Source organism: Pontibacter toksunensis (assembly GCF_042686245.1).
GTDB lineage: Bacteria > Bacteroidota > Bacteroidia > Cytophagales > Hymenobacteraceae > Pontibacter > Pontibacter toksunensis.
In genome coordinates this window covers 173,454-198,584 of record NZ_JBHUOX010000005.1, presented here as the reverse complement: position 1 = coordinate 198,584, position 25,131 = coordinate 173,454, and the positions used below count along the sequence as shown (strand labels likewise).

General features: G+C 49.8%; 17 protein-coding genes and 1 tRNA gene. 10 read left to right on the top strand and 8 right to left on the bottom strand.

The genetic code is table 11. The features are described from left to right. The first annotated feature begins 161 nt into the window (after nucleotides 1-161). The 6 genes from nirB to ACFS7Z_RS08860 all read left to right on the top strand — a co-directional run bounded on the left by nirB (nucleotide 162) and on the right by ACFS7Z_RS08860 (nucleotide 11,160). Nucleotides 162-2,687 (top strand): nitrite reductase large subunit NirB, encoded by a 2,526-nt coding sequence (gene nirB, locus ACFS7Z_RS08885; protein ID WP_377483503.1) that lies wholly within the window; start codon nucleotides 162-164, stop codon nucleotides 2,685-2,687. Nucleotides 2,688-2,737: 50 nt separating this feature from the next. After that, nucleotides 2,738-3,094: a nitrite reductase small subunit NirD gene (nirD, locus tag ACFS7Z_RS08880; RefSeq protein ID WP_377483501.1), complete on the top strand. Its 357-nt coding sequence runs from the start codon at nucleotides 2,738-2,740 to the stop codon at nucleotides 3,092-3,094. Between the two features lie 195 nt (nucleotides 3,095-3,289). Next, nucleotides 3,290-4,576: an alginate export family protein gene (locus tag ACFS7Z_RS08875; RefSeq protein WP_377483500.1), complete on the top strand. Its 1,287-nt coding sequence runs from the start codon at nucleotides 3,290-3,292 to the stop codon at nucleotides 4,574-4,576. A gap of 65 nt (nucleotides 4,577-4,641) precedes the next feature. Next, a complete protein-coding gene (locus ACFS7Z_RS08870; protein ID WP_377483498.1) occupies nucleotides 4,642-6,009 on the top strand; it encodes an MFS transporter in 1,368 nt (455 codons plus the stop codon). 110 nt (nucleotides 6,010-6,119) lie between these two features. Beyond that, nucleotides 6,120-9,647 carry a molybdopterin-dependent oxidoreductase gene (locus tag ACFS7Z_RS08865; protein ID WP_377483496.1) on the top strand — a complete coding sequence of 1,176 codons (3,528 nt, stop codon included), beginning with the start codon at nucleotides 6,120-6,122 and terminating at the stop codon, nucleotides 9,645-9,647. Nucleotides 9,648-9,660: 13 nt separating this feature from the next. Then, nucleotides 9,661-11,160 carry a rubredoxin gene (locus ACFS7Z_RS08860; RefSeq protein ID WP_377483494.1) on the top strand — a complete coding sequence of 500 codons (1,500 nt, stop codon included), beginning with the start codon at nucleotides 9,661-9,663 and terminating at the stop codon, nucleotides 11,158-11,160. A gap of 179 nt (nucleotides 11,161-11,339) precedes the next feature. On the opposite strand, the gene ACFS7Z_RS08855 is transcribed toward ACFS7Z_RS08860, so the two are convergent. The 3 genes from ACFS7Z_RS08855 to ACFS7Z_RS08845 form a co-directional block, all read right to left on the bottom strand. Then, nucleotides 11,340-11,879 carry a hypothetical protein gene (locus ACFS7Z_RS08855; protein ID WP_377483493.1) on the bottom strand — a complete coding sequence of 180 codons (540 nt, stop codon included), beginning with the start codon at nucleotides 11,877-11,879 and terminating at the stop codon, nucleotides 11,340-11,342. Between the two features lie 288 nt (nucleotides 11,880-12,167). Further along, nucleotides 12,168-13,007: a formyltetrahydrofolate deformylase gene (purU, locus tag ACFS7Z_RS08850; protein ID WP_377483492.1), complete on the bottom strand. Its 840-nt coding sequence runs from the start codon at nucleotides 13,005-13,007 to the stop codon at nucleotides 12,168-12,170. 203 nt (nucleotides 13,008-13,210) lie between these two features. Continuing rightward, nucleotides 13,211-16,159, bottom strand: coding sequence for an FAD-binding and (Fe-S)-binding domain-containing protein (locus ACFS7Z_RS08845; protein ID WP_377483490.1), 2,949 nt, complete (start codon nucleotides 16,157-16,159; stop codon nucleotides 13,211-13,213). A 488-nt stretch (nucleotides 16,160-16,647) separates the two neighbouring features. Here ACFS7Z_RS08845 and ACFS7Z_RS08840 point away from each other — a divergent pair, with 488 nt between their 5' ends. Beyond that, nucleotides 16,648-17,682 (top strand): acyloxyacyl hydrolase, encoded by a 1,035-nt coding sequence (locus ACFS7Z_RS08840; protein ID WP_377483488.1) that lies wholly within the window; start codon nucleotides 16,648-16,650, stop codon nucleotides 17,680-17,682. Between the two features lie 122 nt (nucleotides 17,683-17,804). Here ACFS7Z_RS08840 and ACFS7Z_RS08835 read toward each other — a convergent pair. Beyond that, nucleotides 17,805-17,881 (bottom strand) — tRNA-Pro (locus ACFS7Z_RS08835). Between the two features lie 165 nt (nucleotides 17,882-18,046). Continuing rightward, entirely contained in the window at nucleotides 18,047-19,198 is a 1,152-nt protein-coding gene (locus ACFS7Z_RS08830; RefSeq protein WP_377483486.1) for an MFS transporter, read from the bottom strand. 325 nt (nucleotides 19,199-19,523) lie between these two features. Between ACFS7Z_RS08830 and ACFS7Z_RS08825 the strand changes: the two genes are divergently transcribed. After that, on the top strand, nucleotides 19,524-20,639 hold the full coding sequence (locus tag ACFS7Z_RS08825) for a sodium:calcium antiporter (RefSeq protein WP_377483483.1): 1,116 nt from the start codon (nucleotides 19,524-19,526) through the stop codon (nucleotides 20,637-20,639). A gap of 10 nt (nucleotides 20,640-20,649) precedes the next feature. Here the strand turns inward: ACFS7Z_RS08825 and ACFS7Z_RS08820 are convergent, their stop codons facing one another. Continuing rightward, entirely contained in the window at nucleotides 20,650-22,029 is a 1,380-nt protein-coding gene (locus ACFS7Z_RS08820; RefSeq protein WP_377483481.1) for an SPW repeat domain-containing protein, read from the bottom strand. Between the two features lie 308 nt (nucleotides 22,030-22,337). On the opposite strand from ACFS7Z_RS08820, the gene ACFS7Z_RS08815 reads away from it, so the two are divergent. Both ACFS7Z_RS08815 and ACFS7Z_RS08810 read left to right on the top strand, forming a co-directional pair. Then, nucleotides 22,338-22,463 carry a hypothetical protein gene (locus ACFS7Z_RS08815; protein WP_377483480.1) on the top strand — a complete coding sequence of 42 codons (126 nt, stop codon included), beginning with the start codon at nucleotides 22,338-22,340 and terminating at the stop codon, nucleotides 22,461-22,463. Between the two features lie 180 nt (nucleotides 22,464-22,643). Then, on the top strand, nucleotides 22,644-22,826 hold the full coding sequence (locus ACFS7Z_RS08810; RefSeq protein WP_377483477.1) for a hypothetical protein: 183 nt from the start codon (nucleotides 22,644-22,646) through the stop codon (nucleotides 22,824-22,826). Nucleotides 22,827-23,243: 417 nt separating this feature from the next. Here the strand turns inward: ACFS7Z_RS08810 and ACFS7Z_RS08805 are convergent, their stop codons facing one another. Further along, on the bottom strand, nucleotides 23,244-24,566 hold the full coding sequence (locus tag ACFS7Z_RS08805; protein ID WP_377483475.1) for a hypothetical protein: 1,323 nt from the start codon (nucleotides 24,564-24,566) through the stop codon (nucleotides 23,244-23,246). Nucleotides 24,567-24,817: 251 nt separating this feature from the next. Continuing rightward, nucleotides 24,818-24,982 (bottom strand): hypothetical protein, encoded by a 165-nt coding sequence (locus ACFS7Z_RS08800; protein ID WP_377483472.1) that lies wholly within the window; start codon nucleotides 24,980-24,982, stop codon nucleotides 24,818-24,820. Nucleotides 24,983-25,131: the final 149 nt, after the last annotated feature.

The following is a 25,131-nucleotide window of genomic DNA, read 5'->3' as shown; positions in this document are numbered from 1 at the left end:
TTGCGAAACTGTTAAGGCGAATCTTAAATTATGATAAATCAGTAATCGTTTATTAGGTTTGGTTATGAAGTTGTTAAAAATAGATGCGGAAAGGGCTTGCCTTTTCTCTCTTATAAACAAGTACAGCAACATACCCTTAGCGGAATCAAACTTAGTCTTGAATGAAACTGGAAATTATGGATATCTCTCAGCAAGACCCCAAAACAGTAGTAGTGGTAGGAAATGGAATGGTGGGCTATAAGTTCTGTGAGAAACTGCTCGCTAAAACGTCAGCCTTTAACATTGTGGTTTTTGGAGAAGAGCCGCGCCACGCCTACGACCGTGTGCACCTGAGCGAATACTTTAACGGTAAGTCTGCGGATGACCTGTCTATGTCGCACCTCGGGTGGTACAGTGAAAACAACATCTCCCTGCACCTTGGCGATACCATTACGGAAATCAATCGCTCAGATAAAACGATTCATTCCCTGAAAGGAGTTTCGCAACCCTACGATTACCTCGTGCTGGCAACTGGTTCATCTGCGTTTGTGCCCGATATACCAGGAGTGGAGAAGGACGGTGTGTTTGTGTACCGCACCATCGAAGACCTCGACCTGATTCAGAATTATGCCAAAGCAGCCAGGAAAGGAGCTGTGATGGGTGGTGGGCTCCTGGGACTTGAGGCGGCAAAGGCCCTCATTGACCTGGGGCTGGAAGAAACCCATGTCATAGAGTTTGCCCCGCGCCTGATGCCCCGGCAGATAGACTCCGCCGGTAGCGCCATGCTCCAGTCTAAACTGGAAACACTGGACCTGAAAGTGCACATGAACAAGAGCACCAGCAGCATCCTGGGAGACGGCAGTATCAAGGGGCTGCAGTTTAACGATGATACTTCGCTGGAGGTGGATATGCTGGTGATTTCAGCCGGTATACGCCCCCGCGACGAACTGGCAAAGCTGGCGGGACTGGAAACCGGCACGCGCGGCGGCATTGTGGTAAACCAGAAAATGCAGACCAGCGACGAAAGCATTTTTGCCATCGGTGAGTGTGCACTCTACGACGGTATGATTTATGGTTTGGTGGCGCCGGGATATGAAATGGCCGAGGTTGTTGCCGCACATCTGTGCGCCGGCGAACGCACCTTCAACGGCTACGACATGAGCACCAAGCTCAAGCTGATAGGCGTGGATGTCGCCAGCTTCGGAGACCCGTTTGTGACGGAGCCAGACAGCAGGTCCATTGTTTTTGAGGACTCGCACAAAGGTGTGTATAAGCGCATCAACATCAGCAACGACGGCAAGTACCTGCTGGGTGGCGTGCTGATTGGCGATGCGGACGCCTATAACATCCTACTGCAGACAGTGAATAATAAAATCATTCTGCCGCCAAACCCCGAAGACCTGATTTTAGGCTCCAGGGGCGGCGAAGCCAGTGGGGGAGCGGGTGCCGTGACTTTGCCCGATGAAGCGCTCATTTGTTCCTGTGAGGCAGTAACGAAGGGAGATATCTGCGGTGCTGTGACGGACCTGAATGTGACGACGGTGGAGGGCATGAAGAAGTGCAACAAAGCGGGTACAGGCTGTGGTGGTTGCGTGCCACTTGTAAAAGACCTGATAAACGAGACACTGAAGGCAAACGGCACCTACATCAAGAACGTCGTTTGCGAGCACTTCGACTACTCCCGCCAGGAGTTGCTCGACCTGCTGAAGATGAACAAGATAAAGACTTACGACGCAGCCTTAGACCACTTTGGTAAGGGCGATGGCTGTGAGACCTGTAAGCCTGCCGTCGCCAGCATACTGGCCAGCCTCTGGAACGACGTCATTGTGAAGCAGCATACCATTCAGGATAGCAACGACCGCTACCTGGCCAACATCCAGAAAGGCGGTACTTATTCTGTGGTGCCGCGCATACCGGGAGGTGAGATAACACCAGATAAACTGATTGTAATCGGGCAGGTGGCGAAGAAGTATAACCTGTACACCAAAATCACCGGAGGCCAGCGCATCGACCTTTTCGGGGCGCACCTCAGCGACCTGCCGGAAATCTGGTCAGAGTTGATAGATGCCGGCTTTGAAAGCGGCCATGCCTACGGAAAGGCGCTTCGCACGGTGAAAAGCTGCGTGGGCAGCACCTGGTGCCGTTTTGGCCTCCACGACAGTGTGTCGTTTGCCATTGAAATTGAAGAGCGCTACCGGGGCATCCGGGCACCGCACAAAATAAAAGGCGGTGTGAGCGGATGCGTGCGGGAGTGTGCCGAGGCGCAGTCGAAAGACTTCGGCATCATTGCCACGGAAAAAGGCTGGAACCTGTTTGTGTGCGGCAATGGCGGCTCTAAACCCCAGCACGCCCAGCTATTGGCCACTGATATAGACAAAGAGACCTGTGTCAGGTACCTCGACCGGTTCCTGATGTTCTACATCAACACCGCAGATTCCCTCACACGCACCGCCACCTGGCTGAACAAAATGGAAGGCGGGCTGAGCTACCTGAAGAACGTGGTGATTAACGACAGCCTCGGCATCAATGCCCAACTGGAAGCGGAGATGCAGGCCCTGGTAGACAGCTACCACTGCGAGTGGAAAGAGGCAGTGGAGAACCCGGACCTCCGCAAGCAGTTCGCCCACTTCGTGAATGCCCCGAAAGAAAAAGACCCGCATGTTGCTTTCGATACCATGCGCGAGCAGGTGAAAGCGAAGGAGTGGTGATTCCTGAATTACAGAGTAAAATCATTCATCAAACAAAAATACACAAGTATATGGAAGCAGTAATTGACATCGCAGTTGAATGGGTATTTGTTTGTAAAACAGACGATATTCCTCAGAACGGGGGCGGATGCGTGAAGGTGGGAGACGAGCAGATTGCCCTCTACAACTTCAGCCGCCGCGCAGAATGGTATGCTACCCAAAACCTGTGCCCGCACAAGCAGCAGATGGTGCTCTCAAGAGGCATGATAGGCAGCACCGGCGATACCTGCGAACCGAAAGTTGCCTGTCCTTTCCACAAAAAAACCTTCTCCCTCCTTTCCGGCGAATGCCTCACGGGGGAAGAATACCAACTGAAAACCTATCCTGTGAAAGTGGAAGGCGACAGGGTGTATGTGGGTATAGAGTAATTCAACAAAATAAGTTACCTGTCATAACAGCAGATACAGGGCGTGGGGCCTCTCCTTGTTTTGCACCACCTCGTTACACGCCGTTAGCTGATTAAGAAGAGCCTTTGACAAAAAATTGACTTTGCCTGCAAAGTAGCTGTTGCAGGATAGGCAGCGCTATACCTGGATTTTTAACATTAGCCTTATTTCTGTTCTATGAAGAAGTTCTACTTTTCTCTTGTGCTGCTGATACTATGTATGGTTCTGTCCAGTTCGAACATAGCCTTGGGACAGTTCACCCTATCGGCAGAGATACGTCCCAGAGCAGAATTCCGCGACGGCTTTAAAACAGTGCAGGCCCAGGGGGAGACACCTGCCTTTTTCATAGAACAGCGCTCCCGGCTAAATGCAGATTACCACTTAGATAAACTGCGGCTGCGGCTGTCGTTGCAGGATGTCCGGGTATGGGGCAACACCAGCCAGATTTACAAGTCGGACCCGAGCCTGTTTAATGTATACGAAGCCTACGGAGAATACCTGCTCACACCCCGGTTGGCGATGAGGGTGGGCCGGCAGGAACTGGACTACGACAATGCCCGCTTTTTAGGGAATCTGGATTGGGCGCAGCAGGGCCGCAGCCATGATGCTGCTTTGCTGATGTATGCCGACAGCACCGGCTTTTCCGCGCACGCAGGAGCCGCTTTTAACCAGCAGGTGCTTTCTGAGCCTGCTAAACTGGAAGGCACTTTTTACGGCGGAGTAGACAACTATAAGACCATGCAGTATCTCTGGCTGCACAAAGAAGCCGGAGGGGCTAAGGTATCCGGCCTGTTTTTCAACGACGGGCGCCAGCGTGCTTCAGACTCCACCGTTTTCTTTCGGCAGACTTACGGGCTGATAGGTGAAAAAAGCCTGGGTGCCATCAAACTGGGAGGGGAGTTCTACTACCAGGGAGGCAAAGAGCCTGCTGGCAGAAAGGTGCGTGCTTATCTTGCCGCGCTAAATGCAACACTTGCTACAATGCTAACGCCGGTTACAATAGGAGTAGATTACCTGTCCGGCTCAGATGCCAATGACACCCCCAATAAAGCTTTTACACCTTTGTACGGCACGAACCATGCCTTCTACGGCTTTATGGACTACTTCTATGTAGGCAACAACCATGGGCAGAGCGGCCGAACCGCAGGTCTTGTAGATTATTACCTCAAGACAAATTTCAAACTGGGAGAGAAGAGTTCGCTTCTGGCGCACCTGCACCATTTTGAATCTCCGGCAATGGTGTATGCACCGGTAGAGGGTGCAGGTACTTCATCCTCCCGGCTCGGGGAGGAAATAGACCTGATGTATAACCTGAACGTGACACCAGACTTTAACCTGAAGGTCGGTTACTCTCAGCTCTATGCCGCAGGTTCGATGGAGGCGCTGAAAGGCAAGGCCGGAAATACTTTCAATCAATGGGCCTGGGTTATGCTGACTTTCAAGCCAGTCTTATTCAAGCAGTAGGCCCTCATACTTTACATCACCAGAACTAATTCCGATTCATACATCTCACATTATACTTGAACATTATGAAAGCATCAAAAGGAAAAGCAACCTCTATTAACCTGTTTAGTCTGAAGTCGATACCGATGCGAACGTTTCACCTTTCGTGGCTCGCCTTCTTTTTGTGCTTCTTTGGCTGGTTCGGTATTGCGCCATTAATGGCTGTGGTGCGCGATGAGCTGAACCTCACAAAAGACCAGATTGGTAACATCATCATCTCCTCGGTGGCCATCACAGTCATTGCCCGCCTGGCCATCGGTTGGCTTTGCGATAAAATCGGGCCGCGCATCTCTTATACTGCCTTGCTGATTTTAGGTGCGTTTCCGGTCATCTTTATCGGGCTCAGCAACAGCTATGAATCTTTCCTGCTTTTCAGGCTGGCTATAGGAGTCATAGGGGCTTCTTTTGTAATTACGCAGTACCATACCACTGTCATGTTTGCACCCAACGTGGTGGGTACGGCCAATGCGACCACTGCCGGTTGGGGTAACCTGGGCGGAGGTATTACGCAAATGGTGATGCCAATAATATTTGCAGCTTTTGTGGGGGCAGGCTTTATCGAGGCCCAGGCCTGGCGCTATGCCATGGTGGTGCCAGGAGTTGCGATGATTCTGTGTGGAATTGCATATTATCTCTATACCAAAGATACGCCCTTCGGTAATGTTTCTGACTTATCAGAAGCAGCGGCAGTGGCGAAGAAAAAAGACACCGTGTCTTTCTGGAAAGCGGCAGCTGACCGTAGGGTATGGGCGCTGTTCGTGCTTTATGGGGCCTGCTTCGGCATAGAACTGACTATCAACAACATTGCCGCCATCTACTACCACGACTATTTTTCTCTTGACCTGGCCACTGCCGGTTTGATTGCAGGACTGTTTGGGTTGATGAACATCTTTGCCCGTACGCTTGGCGGTTATTTCGGTGATAAGGCAGGCATACGCTGGGGCCTCTCCGGCAGGGTATGGTTTCTGGGTGCTGTGATACTGGTAGAGGGCCTTGCCTTGGTTCTCTTTTCCCAGATGACTGTTCTGCCGCTGTCCATTATCGCGATGATTGTCTTCAGCCTTTTTGTGCAGATGTCGGAGGGAGCTACTTTCTCGGTGGTGCCTTTCATCAACAAGAAAGCAATGGGAGCTGTGTCCGGTATCGTTGGGGCTGGTGGTAATGCGGGTGCAGTGGCGGCAGGCTTCCTGTTCAAAGTAGAAAACCTTTCTTACCCGGAGGCTTTGTTTATCATCGGCCTGGTAGTGGCCGGTACATCTGTTCTGACGATGTTGGTAAGATTCTCTCCAGAGATGGAACTGGATGCGCAAGTCGAAATGGATGCATTATTGGCTGAGAAGGAAAGTGTAAGTGTAGCAGAGCCTGCTTATGTGATGGAAGAAGCCAGAAGATAAACTGGCTATATGAGGAATGACTGACTGCCTGTAACTACAGGCAGTTTAAAAAGCCCCTTTCAAAGGGAGACAAAAAAGCACCTGCGCAACAACAGTAAAACAAGGAAGAGATGCCAGTAGATACACAACATAAGAATGCCTTTACCAGCACGTGTTGCTACTGTGGGGTAGGATGCGGTGTGGTGGTGAACAGAGAGAAGAATGGCACCGTGACCGTGGAAGGAGACAAAGCGTATCCTGTGAACAAAGGTATGTTGTGCAGCAAAGGCATGAACCTGCAGTACACAGTGAATGACAAAAGCGACCGGCTGCTGTACCCGGAGATGCGCTACAACAAAAACATGCCGCGGCAACGCGTCTCCTGGGACACCGCGTTGGAACGTACAGCCGCCGTCTTCAGCACTTTCATCCAAAAGTATGGACCGGAATCGGTGGCCTTTTACGCTTCCGGGCAGTGCCTGACGGAGGAGTACTACGTTATCAACAAACTTATAAAAGGCTTTATCGGCAGCAATAACATCGATACGAACTCCCGGCTGTGTATGAGCAGTGCGGTGGCGGGCTATAAAATGGCACTCGGCGAAGACAGCGTGCCGATTTGCTATGATGACATTGAACTGGCAGACTGTTTTTATGTAACGGGTGCGAACCCCGCCTGGTGCCACCCTATTCTGTGGAGGAGAGTAGAGGCGCACAAGGCAGAGAACCCGGACGTAAAAATTATTGTGGTGGACCCGCGGGTAACCGATACCTGTGCCATCGCGGATTTGCATCTGCAACTCAATCCAGGAACCGATGTAACGCTGAACCATGCCATTGGCAGGGTGCTGATAGAGAACGGAGACATCGACCTGGACTTCGTGCGGAAGCATGCCCAAGGGTTTGAGCAGTACCGCGAAGTGGTGTTTCAGAAAACACTGGCAAAGTCTGCCCAAATATGCGGACTCACAGAAGAGGAAATTCGCCTGGCAGCATCTTATATCGGTAACGCCAAAGGCTTTATTTCGATGTGGACGATGGGGCTGAACCAGAGCGCTAACGGTGTAAACAAGAACCTGAGTTTACTTAACCTGAACCTGATTACGGGACACATTGGCAAGCCCGGCTCCGGTCCTTTTTCCTTAACGGGTCAGCCCAACGCCATGGGAGGCAGGGAAGTGGGCGGCTTGTCTAACCTGCTGGCGGCCCACCGCAACCTGAATGACCTAGCCCACCGCGAAGAAGTGCAGAAGTTCTGGGGCGGTACGGTGATATCAGAGAAGCCCGGACTGACGGCGACGGAGATGTTCGAGGCACTGAACGACGGCCGCCTGAAAGCCATCTGGATTCTGTGTACCAATCCGCTCACCAGTTTGCCTAACGTGCGCATGGCCGAAGAAGGCCTGAAGAAAGCGAAGTTTGTGGTAGTACAGGAAATCAGCAATAAACCCGAGACGCTTGCTTATGCCGATGTAGTACTGCCTGCAGCAGCCTGGGCAGAGAAGGAAGGCACCATGACGAACTCGGAGCGGCGTGTGAGTTACCTGCACAAGGTAATTGAACCGCCGGGAGAAGCGTTGCCGGATGCTGAAATCATTTGCCGCTTTGCAAAAAAGATGGGCTACCGGGGCTTTGATTACCCAAGCTTTGCCGACATTTACAAAGAGCACACTCAGCTAACGGTTGGCACCAACATCGATGTGAGCGGGCTGAGTTACGAGGTGCTGAAAGCGAGCCGAAGTATACAGTGGCCATACAAAACTGGCGATGTAGGAGACGGCACTGCAAGGCTTTTCACCAATAAAATATTCTACACCCCATCCACCAAAGCCATCATTCATTCGCCTTCTGATGAAGTCAGCAGTGAGCAGCCTGATGTCGATTTTCCGCTGATTCTGACCACCGGCCGCATCCGCGACCAATGGCACACGATGAGCAAGACGGGCAAGGTAAACAAGCTGAAGAAACATGTCGCGCAGGCTTTCCTGGAGATAAACCCTGCCGATGCGGAGCGCCTGAAGATAGCGGAAGGCGATATTGTGGAAGTGAAGTCGAGGAGGGGAGAGGTGCGCGTGAAAGCGAAGCTGTCTCCCGGAATAAAGCAGGGTGTGGTGTTCCTGCCGATGCACTGGGGCAAAATACTGGGCAGCGACCTTAACCGCGCCAACAACGTGACCAGCGAGTTGTTGGACCCGATTTCGAAAGAGCCGGACTTTAAGTACTGCGCGGTGGAGGTGCAGAAGTACCAGAAGCCGTTACAGCGCATTGTGGTGATAGGGGCCGGCGCGGGTGCCTATGGCTTTGTGAAGTCCTACCGGGAAATCAACGAGAAAGATGAGATTATCATTTTCAGCAAAGAGGATTTTCCTTTTTATAACCGGGTCATGCTGCCGGACTATATCAGCGGAATGCAGAGCTGGCAACAGCTGGTGAAGATGAAAGATTCTGAAGAACCGGCTTACAATATCCAGCTGCTCAGAGGGGTGAGCGTGGAGCATATAGACCGGGAAAATAAGTTCGTGATTGACTCCAGGGGAATTCAGACGGAATACGATGTGCTGTTGATGGCTACCGGTAGCCGGGCAGCTGTGCCGAAGCATGTGCCTTCGTTGCCGGGGATTTTTACTATGCGCAGCCGCACGGATGCCGATAGCTTCCGGAACCATGTGCCGGAAAACGCCCATGTGGTAATTGTGGGAGGCGGCTTGCTTGGGCTGGAAATGGCGGCTTCGCTGCGCGAGATGGGGGTAAAAATCACCATCATTCAGCGGGTGTCGCGCTTCCTCGACCGGCAGCTGGACCCGTTGGGTAGCCAGTTGCTGCACGAGGAAATGATAGACCAGGGCTGCGACATCTACTACAACGATGAAGTGCAGCTCTACTATGGCCGGTCAAAGCTGACGGGGGTGGGCCTGAAAAGTGGCCACCGCATAAACTGTGACGCCATGATAATTGCCATCGGCACGGTGCCGAACCTGGAGCTAGCCAGAGCCTGCGGCTTGGAGTGCAAGCGCGGTGTACTGGTAAACGAGCGGCTGGAAACCAGTGACACAAACATCTATGCCATCGGTGAGATAGCTGAGTTTAACGGGGTGCTGTATGGTATAACCGCTGCCGCTGAGCAGCAGGCAGATGTGGTGGCGCAGCACCTGAACGGGAACATTGCCAGCTACTATGAAGGCAGCACCTTCATGAACATCATCAAAATCCATGGGTTTGACTTGTGCAGCATTGGCTTGGCGGAGAGCCCCGATGAGGAGCACTACGAGGAGATTGTTTTCATAGACAAGGCCAAGCGCTACTACAAGAAGTGCATCATTCACCAGGACAGGCTGGTGGGCACCATACTCATCGGTGATAAAACGGAGTTCCGGGAGTTCCGGGAGTTAATCTCCAACAGAATTGAGCTGAGTGAGAAACGCCTGCAGCTTTTACGGAGCGGCCAGAAGGCGGAGCCGGTGCTGGGCGAACTAGTGTGCAGTTGCAACAATGTGGGCAGCGACAATATCCGGCAGAAAGTTGCAGAAGGCTGCACCGATTTAAAACAGCTGTGTGCCCAGACCGGTGCCGGTACCGGTTGCGGTTCCTGCAGGCCGGAGGTAAAACGGCTGTTAGACGACATGCTGAAATTAGATGTGCAGGAGGTAGGAGTCAGCTAAAAGAACAATACGGATGACACAAAAGAAGAACTTAGTGAAGATAAACCTGCCCGGAGGCATGGTGTCTGCCGGGGACCTGTACCGTATTCTGGAGGCCGCCGAGAAAGCGGGTGTGGAAAACATACGGTTCGGAAACAGGCAGCAGGTTATTTTTTATGTAGCGGAGAATAAACTGGAAGTGCTGAAACAGGATTTGATGGCGGCTGATATCATGTTTGAGCTGGATGCAGACGTTCACCCGAACATCATCAGCTCGTATGCCATTGAGGACGTGTTTTACCATGCCGACTGGCTTCGGGAAGGCGTTTACAAAGACGTTCTGGATCTGTTTGATTACAGGCCCCAGCTAAAGGTAAACCTGGTGGATAACAACCAGACCTTCTTTCCGTTCTTCACCGGAAACCTGAATTTTATTGCCTCCGACACCAGCAACTACTGGTACCTGTACATCCGCTTTCCCAAAACAAACATCATTTACGCTTGGCCTTCGCTGGTGTACTCCGAGGATATTCCCGGCCTGAGCAGTGCCATTGAAAGCACCATTTTTTCTAGGCAGGAGCAGTTCTACGATCAGCCTGCCGTTGATGGCAATGTGCTTCACGGATTAGTGAATGCAGGCGGCAATTTTGTGGTGCAGCCGGTTACTAAGGCACTGAAACTGCCGGACTTCAAGCTTCCCTACTACGAGGGGTTCAACAGGTATGGCAACAAGCTGTGGCTGGGCATCTATCGCCGCGATGAGCTCTTTTCTGTTTCCTTTCTGAAAGATGTATGTAAAATATGCCTCAAAACGAGGGTGGGGCAGCTGTACACCACACCCTGGAAATCCATCATTGTGAAAGGCATAGAACTGACAGACCGCGATTTGTGGGATATCGTTTTGTGCAAGCACCGCATCAACGTACGGCATGCCTCCAATGAACTGAACTGGCAGGTAGAGGACCTTTGCGATTACGGCCTCGACCTGAAAAACTACCTTGTCCGGATATTTAATGAAGAAGACGTCCGGACATACCGATTGTGCTTTGCCATCAAAACGCAGCCTAAAACGGGGTTGTTCGGCTCCATTATCATCCGGACGCAGCAACAGGACATAAAGGGAAGTGAACCCGGTACCGAGCGTTTTGAAGTGCTGCACACGCGGGAGTTTAATCCCAATTCAAAGGAATTTATCAGTTTCCGGAAAAATGTGACCAAACAGGAGCTGAGTGCCTGCCTAATTCAGCTGTGTAACCATTTTTATGAGCTGCAGAGCGAACCGGAGTTGATGGCAGGCGCTGTTTACCTGAAAGAAGATGCCACCGGCGAGTCGGAGGAGCAGGAGATAATGCTGGTATACCAGTGCAGAAACTGCTTTACGGTTTACAACCAAAAGTATGGTGACGAGCAGAACCTGATAGCCGCTGGCACTCCCTTCGTAGAGATTACCGCCTACAGATGCCCCACGTGCGAGGCTCCGAAAGAAGATTTTGTACCGGTAGAAGTGCAGGCTTTTGCGATGGGTCTGTTCTAAGCTGTTATGCCTGCAGTAATTTTAAGTTTAACAGGAATCTGTAATTTGCAAGGTTGCCTTATTCAAACTCCCTTGCTTGTGTGCTGCACAGGCAAGGGAGTTTGGAGTGAAGTAAAGTGTAGTATAAAAATCAATTTCTCTACACTTGCCGTAAAGGGTACAGTTCAATGATGAAGGTATCAATACTGTACCTGGGCAACTACCTCAATGTCACGGGGCTGGCTGAGCATCATCTCCTTGTCTACTCTAAAGCTCCCGACCGGCTCGTCGGTAATGGTGATGCGGTCCAGCAGAAAACGCCGGTGAATCGTGTCCTCTCCTGACACGGCACCCCATACCCAGGCTCTTTCTTCCGAGTCCTTGCCATACACATAAGGCGATAGTGTCACATTCTCTTCATCCCCGTCTTCATCCCTGTACAGGATCTCCAGGATGAGCTGCTGCTCTATGGCCTTAATGATGGTGGAAATCGTGCTATTCCCTTCCATGAAGTATAGTCCCTTCTCCGTGAGTCTCCCATGGATAGGGTGAATTTCATCAGTGTCTTTTGAATCATCAAAAGCTGACGGTTCCTGAATTTCTATAAACCCGTCGAGGTGAAGGTTATAGATAAACGTTTCAGAAAATGCTGACGGGTTTCTCTTTATCAGCGGTGTCAGGTCATGGTATTGTCCGTCACCGTAAAAGCCATGCAGGTAAGTTAATACTGTGTTTATCATAGGTGTATTTTTAGGTTCTTTTGTTTTGCCGTTTCCGCATCTTCACGACATCTGCCGCCAGTCTGCTGACTTGTGTGGCAGCATGCTTTCCTGCACCTTTATGGGCGCAGGGAAGCATAGTACCATACGTATGTATACGTATGCTAAAGAACAAAAAAGGTTATAAGAATATGATAAAGCCAGAAAGAGGGCTACACCTGAAGAGCAGCTATGGAGTAACAGGAGTAGAAGCATCTCAAGGCAGGTTGAATTGCTGGCGTGCTGCTCTCTGCTAAAGAAGCAAAGCGGTTATTCAAAAAGAACAGTTTTATTCCTGTACACAAACACCTGTTCATTTAGCACAAGTTTTAAAGATTTAGCCAATACATTCTTCTCCACATCCCGCCCGGCCTGGGCCATTTCCCTGGAGCTGTGCGTATGGTCCACAGGTATAACACTCTGGGCGATAATGGGTCCCTGATCCAGCTCAATATTAACGAAGTGTGCGGTTGCCCCGATGATTTTAACACCCCGCTCATAGGCTTGCGCATAAGGATTTGCGCCTATAAAGGCAGGTAAAAAGGAGTGATGGATATTTATAATCCGGTTGGTGAAGTGGGAGACGAAATCGCCTGACAGGATGCGCATGTACTTGGCCAGCACAATAACCTCCGGGTTGTACTGCTGCACAGTGTTGAGCACAGCTGCCTCGTGTACTTCCCTACTCATACCTTCGTGACTGATGAAATGAAAAGGAACATCGAACTTCCTGGTCAGATCTTCCAGCACATCATAGTTGCTGATGACGCATAGAATATTGGCGTTCAGCTCATTAAAGGCATGGCGGATGAGCAGGTCACTCAGGCAATGGTGTTCTTTTGTGGCCAGCAGCACAATGTCTTTCTTCCGTTTTCCTGTGAGTTTTATTTCTACGCCTTCCGGCAATACCTCATACAGATCTTTCAGCAGTTCTTCCTTGTCAAACGTTCCCGAGAACTCTGTGCGCATAAAGAAGTGGTTGAAGTTTCTTTCTACAAACTCTCCGTTACGGATAATATTCAGGTTATACTTCTTATACAAAATACCAGTGACTTTAAAGACAAGTCCGCTTTCGTCGGGGCAGTTGATCAGGAGGATGTTTGATTCCATGGGTTTTGGTTATAGAGCGTTTTCTTCTCTTACCTACCGCAAGTTTTCAACTTGTGGTTTACATAGGGCCAGTTTTCAACTGGCGTGGCTTAATAAGCTGTTATATATACTTCCACCAGTTAAAAACTGGGGCCTCACAAAAGCTCCAAGTTGAAAACCTGAAGCAGGTAATATTCCCTACAAGTTGCCCTTTTTGTTACTGCTCAACGTAAGGCACTGTACAATACCTCAATCGGGTGCAGGGCTTTGCGGCCGGTGCCATCGTGAATCTGGTGGCGGCAGCTGGTGCCGGGGGCGGCAATAATGACCTCCTCCGGTTGCTGCCGTACGGTTGGGAACAGGACCAGTTCACCCACCTGCATGGAGATATCATAGTGCTCTGCCTCGTAGCCAAAAGAGCCCGCCATACCGCAGCATCCTGATGGAATGGCCTCTACCTTGTAGTTTGGAGGCAGGGTGAGCATCTGCTGGGTATACAGCACTGAAGAAAGTGCTTTCTGGTGGCAGTGCCCATGGAGTTTTATCAACCGCGCCTCCTCTTTAAATAAACTCTTATCTATGTTCCCGCTGAGAATTTCGCGCGCGATAAACTCATCGAACTGCAGGCAGTGGATGGACAGGCTTTTCGCATCTTCTTCCTGGTCAGCTTCTACTAAGTCCAGGTATTCGTCGCGGAAGGAGAGGATGCAGGAAGGTTCTATACCCACCAGTGGTGTGTCGCTGGAGATAAGGTCCTTTAGCAGGGCCACATTCTTTTGCGCCAGTTTCTTTGCCTCCCGCAGCAGGCCTTTGGACAGGTAGGTGCGGCCGCTTTCCTCGTGCTTCGGAATCTCTACTTCATACCCCAGGCGCTCCAGCAGGAGCACCGCTGTTTTGCCGATGTGGGTGTCGTTGTAGTTGGTGAATTCGTCGCAGAACAGGTATACTTTCTTCTTCGCCTGCTGCTGTCCGTTGCTGTTGCCTGATTGCTGTTTATGTTTTTTAAACCAGCTGCGCAAGGTAGTTCCCTGTAGCAGCGGGATAGTGCGCTTTGGTGCAAAGCCCATCATTTTCTTGGCAATGGCGGCAGTGGTTGTATTCTTAAAGAGGAAGTTGTATACACCGGGCGCCATGGCGGCCAACTGGTTTGCCTTGGTAAAATTACCCACCATGCGGGTGCGGAATGGAACGCCGTTGGCATCGTAGTAGTGCTGCAGGAACTCTGCTTTCAGTTTAGCCACATCCACGTTAGAAGGACACTCTGACTTGCAGCCTTTGCAGGACAGGCAGGTATGCATGGTGTCCATTATTTCCTCGTGGTCGAAGCGGTTTGCCTTATCGGAACGGGTGAGGAATTCACGCATCATGTTGGCCCTGCCCCGGGTAGTGTCCTTCTCGTTGCGGGTCACCATATAACTCGGGCACATGGTGCCGCCTGTCAGGTGCGTTTTACGGCAGTCGCCGGAGCCGTTGCAAAGCTCTGCTGCCCGCAGTACGCCACCCTGCTGGCTGAAGCGGAAAACGGTATCAAACTCCGGTGTCTCCTGCCCCGGGTCATAGCGCAGGAAGGTGTTCATGGAGGGCGTGTTAACAATTTTGCCGGGGTTGAAGATATTGCCCGGGTCCCACACCCGCTTTACTTCCTCCACCAGCCTGTAGTTATCCTCCCCAATCATAAAGGGAATAAACTCGCCTCGGAGGCGGCCATCGCCATGCTCGCCGCTCAGGGAGCCCCGGTACTTTTTTACGAGGTGCGCAATCTCCGTGGCAATATCGCGGAAGAGCTTGTTGCCTTCTTCTGTTTTCAGGTTGATAATCGGGCGCAGGTGCAGTTCGCCGCTTCCCGCGTGGGCATAATGCACACAGTATAAATTATACTGCTCCAGCGTGAGGTTAAACTCCCGGATAAACTCCGGAAGGTCGGCCACGTCCACAGCCGTATCCTCGATGACGGCTACCGGCTTGGCGTCGCCCGGAACGTTGGAGAGCAAGCCGAGGCCGGCTTTGCGCAGGTTCCATACTTTCTTCGTGTCAGGTCCTGTCACCAGGGGGTAATGGTAGCCCAGTTTATTTTTCTCCAGGTCACGCACGAGGGCTTCTGCCCGCTGCTGCACTTCTTCCAGGGTATCGGCCCCAAGTTCCACTACCAGGATGGCTCCCGGATCTCCTTTTACAAAGAAACGGTTCTGGCTGTGCTCAATGTTTGTTTTGGTGCACTCCAGTATGTAGTGGTCCATCAGTTCGCTGGCGCTAGGTTTATAGTGCAGCGCCACCAGGTTCGCCCGCAACGACTCATCAATGGTATTGCAATGGATGCAGAGCAGCCCGGTTTCCTTTGGAGGGAGCGGGTTCACGTGCAGCTTGATCTCTGTCAGGAAAGCCAAGGTGCCTTCAGAGCCTGCCATCAGTTTGCAGAAGTTAAAGGCCTCCGCTCCTTCAGTAAACGGCTCCGACTCCAGTAGCAGGTCGATGGCATAGCCGGTATTGCGGCGCTGGATGCTGGGTTTCGGGAATTCACGCCGGATGTTTTCCTGTGATGGCACATGCGATAGCATTGCCTTCGTTGCCTGGTAAATACGGGTCTCTAATTCTCCAGAAGTGTTCTCGCCTCTGCACTTTGCCTCAAACTCCTCCTGACTCAAAACCCCAAATTCTGTTTCCGTACCATCGCTTAAGATGGCTTTTACAGAGATGGTGTGTTCGCGGGTGCTGCCGTAAACTATTGAGTTGGAGCCACAGGAGTTATTGCCTACCATTCCCCCGATCATGGCCCGATTAGCGGTAGATGTCTCCGGTCCGAAGTAGAGCCCATGCTGCCTTAGGAAAAGATTTAACTCATCCCTGATAACACCCGGCTGCACCCGTACCCAGTTCTCTTCCGGGTTCACTTCCAGAATTTGGGTGAAGGTGCGCGAAACATCCACTACAATGCCATTGCCAACCACTTGGCCAGCCAGGGAGGTGCCGGCTGTTCGCGGAATCAGGGAAGTGCCTTCCTTGCGTGCAAAGGCAATCAGCTTTTTAATATCCGCAACAGATTCAGGAAAGGCAACGGCCTGGGGCATTTCGCGGTAGGCGGAAGCATCTGTGGCGTACAGCGTACGCATGGTACTATCGAAATAGAACTCTCCCTCCAACTGCCCGGAAAGGTGCTTGAGTTTTTCTGGATTCATATATCACGTTGCCTGTTGCTGCCTTAGTTGGCAACAAAGGGCGGTTAAGTGCTTAATATTGATACTGCAGAACTGAAGATGTTAAAATATAAAGCCATTCTTTAAAGCTTTATTTATAAAGTAACGGCCGCTTTGCTTTTTTAACAAATGTTCTGTTCCCGAAGGTAAGCAGCGGCAGGCGAAAGTCAAAGATAGAAGGGACCGCTAAATGCATTATGCTGCTGGTGCTATGCAAACTTTTCTACTTTAGCGGTAATTGGAGAGGTGTAAAAACAGTTGCAGGCGTATTCCGAATTAATGGCAGTGTGTAAATTTTGTAACCACCGGCGCTGATAACCTGTTCATTAGGTACAGCATTTAACTCAAAAGCGCATCTTGTATCACGTGTAGAGGGCTATTCTTTTATGTTCAGACAATTTCTTATACATCTGTTCCCGATCATTCTCTTCCTTTGGCTTCTTACTTTTCCTGCGTCAACGCTTGCAGTTGTGCCTGTACAGGATGACAGTTCACGCGTGGCTGTCTCTATTGGTCTGCTGGGACACTACGGATTTATCATACCGCATTCAAGGGAAATCAGGGAGGTATCGGATTCTAACCCATGGGGTACTGAAGTTGATGTGGGTTTTCATTTTACAGATGCCAAAGCCTGGCAGTACCTGCAGGCCTACCCGAGGCTGGGTGTTTCACTGGCGTATTATAATTTCGATAACCCGGAGGTGCTGGGCAGCGCGTATGCCCTGGTGGCTTATGTAGAGCCTTTTTTGTCAGCGCATAAGGACTTCAGTATGTCTTTTCGCCTTGGTGGCGGTTTAGCTTACCTGAACAACGTGTATGACCCGGAGACAAACCCTGAGAATCTGTTTTACAGCACTGCCATCAGTTTTCCGCTGGAGGCGAACGTGATGGCTAATTACAGGCTAAACAGGCATTTTATGCTGCGGGCTGGCGGTACCTATAAGCACATTTCCAACGGCGGTCTGCGCCAGCCAAACAAAGGCATCAACTTCCCTACAGCCACTTTGGGGGTACATTATGCTTTACAGCATGCTTCTTTTCCGGAAAGGCAGCCATCAGAAGCCAACACGGCGCAAAATGAGCGGAGTTACCTGCTGGCGCTGATAGCATCTTACCAGGACCGCTCAGACGACCCGACGAAACAGCTCCCGCTTCTGGGACTCACGGCTTATGTGAGCCAGCCCCTTGGAAGGCTCAGCGCCCTTACCGCCGGAGCAGAGTGGATTGCCGACTTCACTATCCAAAAGCAACTGGAACAAAATGGTGAGGATACTGATTTCCAGCGTGGCGGTTTGCTGGCAGGGCATGAGTTCCGCATCGGCAGGTTTCGGTTCAGCCAGCAGTTAGGATTTTATGTATATGCCCCGCATGCTGCCCGCGATGCGGTGTACCAGCGTTATGGCCTGGAGTATCATACAGGCAGCAAAGCGTTTTTTGGCATTAACCTGAAGGCACACCGCCATGTGGCAGATTTCCTGGATGCGCGGGTGGGGGTGCGGCTGTAGAAACTGTAACAGCCAAGGCTCACAAAGAACAATATTTCTTCAGCAGGTCATTTTTGTGGCAGAACAGTTGGTTCAGTGGTGCAATTAAAAAGCCGCTTCAGCATTTTGCTAAAGCGGCTTACTGGTCGGAGTGGCGGGATTCGAACCCACGACCTCCAGCACCCCATGCTGGCGCGATACCAGGCTACGCTACACCCCGAATTTTTCAGCAAAATAAAAGGCTGTTACAACAAATGCAAGCCTTTTAGGAGCGGAGGCGGGTATATTTATACATACCAGCCGTTCAGGCAAAGATGCCTTGTCTGCAGCAGGAAGCTGAATCCTGGAGCCTGTCTTCCTTTGTCGCTGTAAATCAAAGGGTATATCAGCCAGCCGTTGCCAGCCGGGCTTCTTTCCTGAAAAACAGGGTCGATATCGGGATGAACATGAACCCGGCGAAGGCAAAGGCTATAAACGACACCCTTAGGTTAAATGCATGCGCCAGGTAACCGATAAGGGGTGGACCAATCAGCATGCCGACCATGCCATAGGTGGCGATAATGGAAATGGCCATACCAGGGGAATATTTTTTTGAAGCCCCTGCCAGGGTAAACGTCATCGGGATAACAGCGGCAGTGCCAAACCCGACCAGCGAGAACCCGAGCATGGCGGGCCAGAAACTCGGGAAAAGAGTGGACAGCCCAATGCCCAGAAAGATAAAAACAGCACTGAACATATACGTGGCAGGCATGCCTATTTTATCTATAATCCGATCGGAAAGAAACCGTGAGAGCGCCATGAACGCCATGAATATCAGGTAGCCGGCAGTGAACAAATCTACCTTTAAAACTTCTTTGAAATAGATGCCACTCCAGTCGAACATGCCGCCTTCGCAGATAGCTGCAAAAAACACGAGCAGGCCCAAGTATAGGATGTAAGGGTCCGGTTTCCCGAAACGCAGCTTGTTACCGGCTGTGGAACGGTCGTTTTGCAGCAGAAACCTGGAGGAAAACAGGGTGGCCAGTATAATGATGAAAGTGACAGCCATTAAATGGGGTGATATGGCAACATTAAATGCAACCAGTAGCGTGGTAAACCCGACACCCGCTATACCGCCTGTGCTCCAGAGGCCGTGAAAAGATCCGTTTATTTTGCGGTCGAACTGTTTCTGGAGTGTAATGGCCTGCGTGTTCATAGCTATATTAAGTATGCGCATGCTAAAGGAAAACAGGCATACAGCCATCACGAGTGTGGTAGTGGTCGTGGCAAAGCCGATGAGCGACAGGCAGGCGGCATGTAGCAGAAAACCCACAGACAAGGGTACCCTGCTGTCGAACTTAGTCAGTAGCCAGCCGGAAAAAGGAAGGCCGATGAGGGAGCTGATAGGCATCGCAAGCAGAACGGTGCCCAGTTCTGCCTCATTAAAACCAAAAGCCGTTTTAATGGTGGGTATCCTGGATGCCCAACTCGAAAAACTGAACCCGGAGAGAAAGAAAAATGCACTTAATGCAACCCGCTGCCTGACTTGTAAATCCATACCACACTATTTGAGCGAGTGCAAATATCCTGAATAACAGCAACAGGCGGATGTGGTTAAAGGTAAAATTTAGGAAATACACAGTTGTCTCCTGCAAACACACGCGAAAGAGAAGTTTAAAAAATTCAGTGTAGTAGCAAGTACCTTTCAGATGTAGGTTAGTTTTAGCAGTAGGATCTCTCAAAGAGATCTCACAGGCTTCCTCTCATTAAAATAAACATGAGGCTTAAGTTAAAGTATAAAAGATAACGCAGATTAATGTAGGGCAACAATTGTCAGGCCTGCTTTTGAAAGGAATGTTAGACCGTTTAAGAACCTTTAGATTTTGAAGAACTTTCTACAGGACCTCCCTTTGTTATGGAACATCGGTATTTTTGTTTTAGCAGGTGCATTGGTTTGGGGTGCCGGTGTGAGGCTTTCTAAATATGCCGACAAAATTATAGAGAAAACGGGTGTATCAGAGGTTTTCATTGGCACCCTAGGATTGGCGGTCATCACCTCGCTGCCAGAGGTGGCCACTACCGTTTCAGCTGCTCTGGCCAACAATGTAAGTATGGCCGTCAACAACCTGTTTGGAAGCATTGCGCTACAGATTACCATTCTGGCTGTTGGAGATGCTATTATCAGAAATTCATCCCTAAGCGGTTCTCTTGAAAATCCTGTGTCCCGGCTTCAGGCAATCTGCCTTTCATTTTTACTTGCGGTTGCGGCCATCGCCATCCTTTATAAAGATTTTGCTATTTTCCATGTAGGCCTTTGGTCTGTCGTGCTTTTCATCCTTTACGTCGCACTCTTCTACATCATCAACTACTTCAAAAAAATGAAATGGTGGCTGACAGAGCCGGCAGAGCGGGAAAGTATAGGCAAGGTGAAAGCCATCGTATCTAAAAGAGTAGAAGAAATAGAGGAAGAAGAGGAAGCCGATGATGAAGAAAATAAAGGAGAAGAAAAACTTTCCGAAGTTATCATGTCTAAGCTCGGGGCATTCTTCTTGCTTTCTGCGATTGCCATATTAGTGGGTGGTTACTTTGTGGCAAATACAGCAGACATTATTGCGAACCAAACAGGCATTGGCTCCGGCTTTATGGGTTTCTTTTTTGTAGGACTTACCACTTCACTTCCCGAACTCAGTACTACCATTAGTGCTGCAAAACTAAAGAGGTACCGGATGGCTTTTAGCAACATATTTGGGACTAACCTCTTGAATGTTGGTTTGGTGTTACTCGCTGACCTGCTTTACTTCGAGGGGCCAGCCCTGGATGAGGTAGGAAACTTTGCTGCAGCCGGAGCTATCCTGGGAATACTGCTGACAAGTATTTACCAGATTGGGCTTACCATTAAGTTCAGGAAAGCATTCTTCAGGCTGGGCTTAGACTCTATCCTGGTTATTCTGTTTTATGTAGTAGGAGCGGTTATTCTTTTCAACATGCGCCAGCTTTAACCACATCACGCTACTTAATGTACTTGTCGAAGCTTCCTCTTTTGTCCTGTATTTTACCTTTAGGGAGACACAGCGGAATCAATACTAATCCGCAAATCACGCCGTTCCATAGCGCCATGTTGTTGTCTGTTCCTAATACCCAGGGGGCAGCAATGAGCCAGAGGCCGAAGAGTACCAGGATATACCGGATGGGGCGGCCTACTTCAGACATGGAGATAACAGTAAAGGTTATGATGAGTGCCCCTGCAATATGGCTGCTATTGGCGATGGTGCCACTGTAGCCTAAAACAGAAGGCGAGAGCATGATCCAGGCACCTAAGGCAAAGATGAGAAACAGGTTCCAGGGCCTGTTCAGAAAGTCTTTGGAGGCTTCCCGGAAGGTAAGATCCAGCAGGGTTTCCGGATTTTTTGCTTCTTCTGTTCTACCGCCTTCCATGGTGCCACCAAACCATAGCGACTTCCAGTAGGAGGTGTTTCGCTGCTTCTTCTCATTCTTCATCATTTGCAGGGTAGCCACCACTTCGTCAATTGTAAACGGAATCATGATAAGCGAAACCATGGCGCTGGTAAGGCACAGGGTACACCAGTACCCCACCGACACAGGCTGGAGGATAACCAGGGTAATACTCACCACACCGAGCGGGAAAATCAGGATACCGAAGATAATTACAACCCAGGGCATGGTACGCCAGCGGTGTGTGCCTCCTGCCAAACCAAACAGCACATCGACGATATAGGAAAAGGCCCCTAGCATGGCATCCGAAACCGGGAAAGACTTTGACACTTTGGACGTGAGTACATTTTTGGTGCCGTCGCCAAAAAAAGGATCCCACACCGTATCGATGTACTCCATCTGGTAAGCCCCCATGTAGCGGGCCACAAAAAAACCGATCCAGGCAAAGAAGACGACGGGTACGCGTTGGTTCCAGGAGGAGGGGTTATAGCTCCAGCCGGGCGGGACGTTAGGCCCTGGCTGTGCGAATAGTTTGATGCCGGGCTGCCGGGGAATAACAATTCCGAAGACTACTACCAGTGTGCCTATCAGGTAATCAGTTACGAGTCCGGCTCCTTCCTTAGCCATAAAAATCATGGGGGCAATAAAAAGCCAGCTTCCCAGAAAAATAATGGCCCATTGTGCCCATAGCCTATAGGGCTTCAGAGCAAAATAACTCAGCACGATCAGTAGGATACCTGACAGAATATCATTCCATACCATTGCCGGCACCTTGTAGCCGAAAGTGGGAGGGTTGGCTATAAGCCAAAGCCCCAATGTGATGATGCAGTAATAAACCCAGCTTACTTTTTTATGATGTTCTTCATGAGACTGCTGCTTCTCTTCAGGGAACATCCCCTTTTTTACAAAAAAAAGATTACTAAAAGTAAGATCCATATTATTAGCTATTTACACTCCACACTGAATACGGGTAGAAACATGTTACAGAAGAAAGGCGGTGTATTTTCCGGAAGAGCTTCATTTATCAGGTCTGCCTAAACCAGGGTTTTATAAAACCAAACATCGCTGAAAACGGGTGGTAAACACCCGGTCCTGTTGTAAATGAGGATAACGCAACCAATATTTTTTTGTTTGCTGCAGCGCTGTTTCCGGGTTGTGAGGGCATTCTGCTGTAAAAGAACCTGGTTGGCAGGCAAAAGCACTGTTAGCGGGACTTGGTTGAATGGTATGCTTTTTTGTAGGAAATGAGAAGTGGTTTATGTGCTTTGCAGGGGCAGAGTGAGGAGTCCATCATCAATACCTTTGTGGAGTGGCACAAAGGGCAGGTATGGTTTGAAAGCAAAGCAGGGATGGCATCAGTTTTATACTGAGCTTCCGAAAGAGTAATTACCTGAGCTAAAGCTATTCTGCCTGAGTTCGTGTGGTTACAGAAAGGTATATGCCTGCTATTGAAGGGGAGTAAAATACGGAGGTGCCTGATAAATACGGTTTAAAAATCAGTATATACCCTCCCTGTCAGCTTCGTACACTATAGCTCAAAGCCTTAAGGAATGGAACATAAACCTATCACAACTCAGGCCGAGTATGATAAAGTGGCCTCTCGTATAGAACAGCTAAAAGATGGTGACCCGGGCTCGGAAGAAGCCGAGGAGCTGAAACTGCTAACCAAGCTAATAGTGGCATTCGAGAGCAGAAAGCAACAGACAAAGCTGCGCAATTCTGAAGAGGGTTGATCTGGATCCAGGGCATGATTCCAGCAGCACAGTATTTGTTTTAATCTTCTGCTTCCTCCTGCTTCCCACAAGTTTGTCTATACTTATACATTAACCCGGAATACTATGCAATGAGTGCAGTCAACTCCTGTTTAAGTATTTGGTTGATGAATGTTTTTGCTAAAAGCCTCAGTAGTTACAGAAAGCCACGTCCCACTGCATGTAGTGCCAGGTAAGTATGCTGGTGATGGATGTGCTTGCCTTGTAAATCAATTGTTGAGGCTCATTCTATACTTTCTTAGAAAGACTTGCTCCTGTTTTATCATCCCTAGAAGACGTATCTGCATCTATACTTTTTCAACAGTTTCCTGTGCCCCTATACTACAAAAGAACAGGGAGCAGAGCTTTAGCAGGTTATTGTTCTGTGAGGGAAAAAATCTACTGCTCCAGCATAGAGGCACTATACGGGTTAGAGAGGAGTTCACGGAATGCCTCCCAGCGCTTTTCCGGGTTTGCTGCGGTACCGCCCCGCGCCTCCACATGCTGGCGCACCAGCTCCTGCCCTAAATTGTAGTTGATGACGTAACTCCTGTAGCGGTCGAAAAAGCGGGTGCGTTGCAAGGCCTTGTCTTTGTCAGAGAAAGTATACTTCACCAGCAGGTCGGCGGCTTTATCGCGGCTTATCTTGCCGTCCAGGTACAGGCGCGCTACTTCATTTCCGGCAAAATTCAGCTGGCCTATTTTTTCAAGAATGGCATAATAGTTCTCAGCATTCTCAGGATTCAGACCTGCCAGAGGAAACAATACTTCTTTCTCAAACTCAATGCGTTCAGAGGCAGGAAAGGCAACTTCCACGCCGTAGTTGGCACTGCCTTCTGCAATCAGCGACTGAGGGCTGAACAAAGGGTAGATAGAATACTCTTTCCAGCCACGGTTGTTGACCAGTTCTTTCTCCAGCAGCGCGTTAAACACATGGTGGCCGGGGTAGCCCTCGTGGCCTGCCAGGTCTATGGCGCGCTCGATATTGATCGGGAAATCCGTGTTAATCTGAATCAGGCTGTAGCCATTGCCTTTATAGTAGTTATAACCCGACCACGGTTTGTCCGTCACATACTCCAGCGTGAAATTCTCATTTTCAGGAAGGTCATAGTGGGCTTTGGTTCTTTTGCGCGCCTCCGCTATGGCAGCCTGAAACACAGTGTCGAGCTTTTCTTTTGGTATCACAAAATTGGCACGGTAAGCAGCCCATCGGTCTGCTGTGCTGCCTTCGCCGGGAAGCATCGTGTCCAGCGTGTGCAGTACGGAGTCGAAGTAGGCAAGCTCATAGTGTGGAGGTACTGCATCGTATAGTAGTTGTGCCTCCTCATCAAAAGAGAGCTGTTTACCCTGCATCATTTCCACTTTCGTTATGCTTGCCAGCACCTGTTTCTGCAGCATCTTTATTCTTCTTTTCTCCTGTGCCGTCAGCCCGGTGGTGTCCTGTGCGGTAAGCCCTTGCTGTACCAGTTGTAACTGCTTCAGCAGGGTGTCTCCCGGAAAAGTATCAGCAGGTGGTGTCGTCGGTTTCCATTCCTCCGGACCGTAATAAGCATCCACAAAGTCACTGTCGTACTGGCCTATCTGCAACAACGTTTTTACATACTGCTCTGCCAGGTTATCCATAAGCGGTACATTTGCTTCTTGCTGTCTGGCAGGCGCGCAAGCCCCCAGCAAAGCCAGGAAAACGATAGCGAACAGATTCTTTAGGTTGTGGAACTTCATGCGGCATCAGTTTAGAGTCAAAAAAGCTATGAAAGCTAAGAATTTTTTCCTCTTAAATAAAACAAACCCTGCAGCCACTCCCTGCACTGCGCAAGTGGCTGTAGGGTTGACTTATTGAAATGTGATCGCCTTAAGATTCAAGGAAAGACAGGCCCCTGCTATAAGGCTTTGAGTATCCTGTAAGCCAGAATTTTATTTCAGCAGAAGGATAATCTTTGGAAAAGTTGCAACAACTGAGGCTTGAGCTGAAATTATTCTTTTAAAAGTTTCACCAGCACGCTGACCACACCTACCCCTATAGCAACAGCTAGCAATAAAGGTATAATGGTGGCAACAGTGATTCCATAGTTCTGGATGGTGGAAGCCACCGAGCCGATAACAAGTATAATGAGTAGAATGATGAAAAATCTTCCCATAGCAGTATCTCTTTTGATTCCTATTTGTTTCCTGTCTTATTACAAGCTTAAAATATAGTTAAATATAAATACATAGATGCAATAAATCCAAGTACATATAAATATTTGTATTGAAAAGCTGTATGTCGCTTCGGAAAAGTGATACTGAT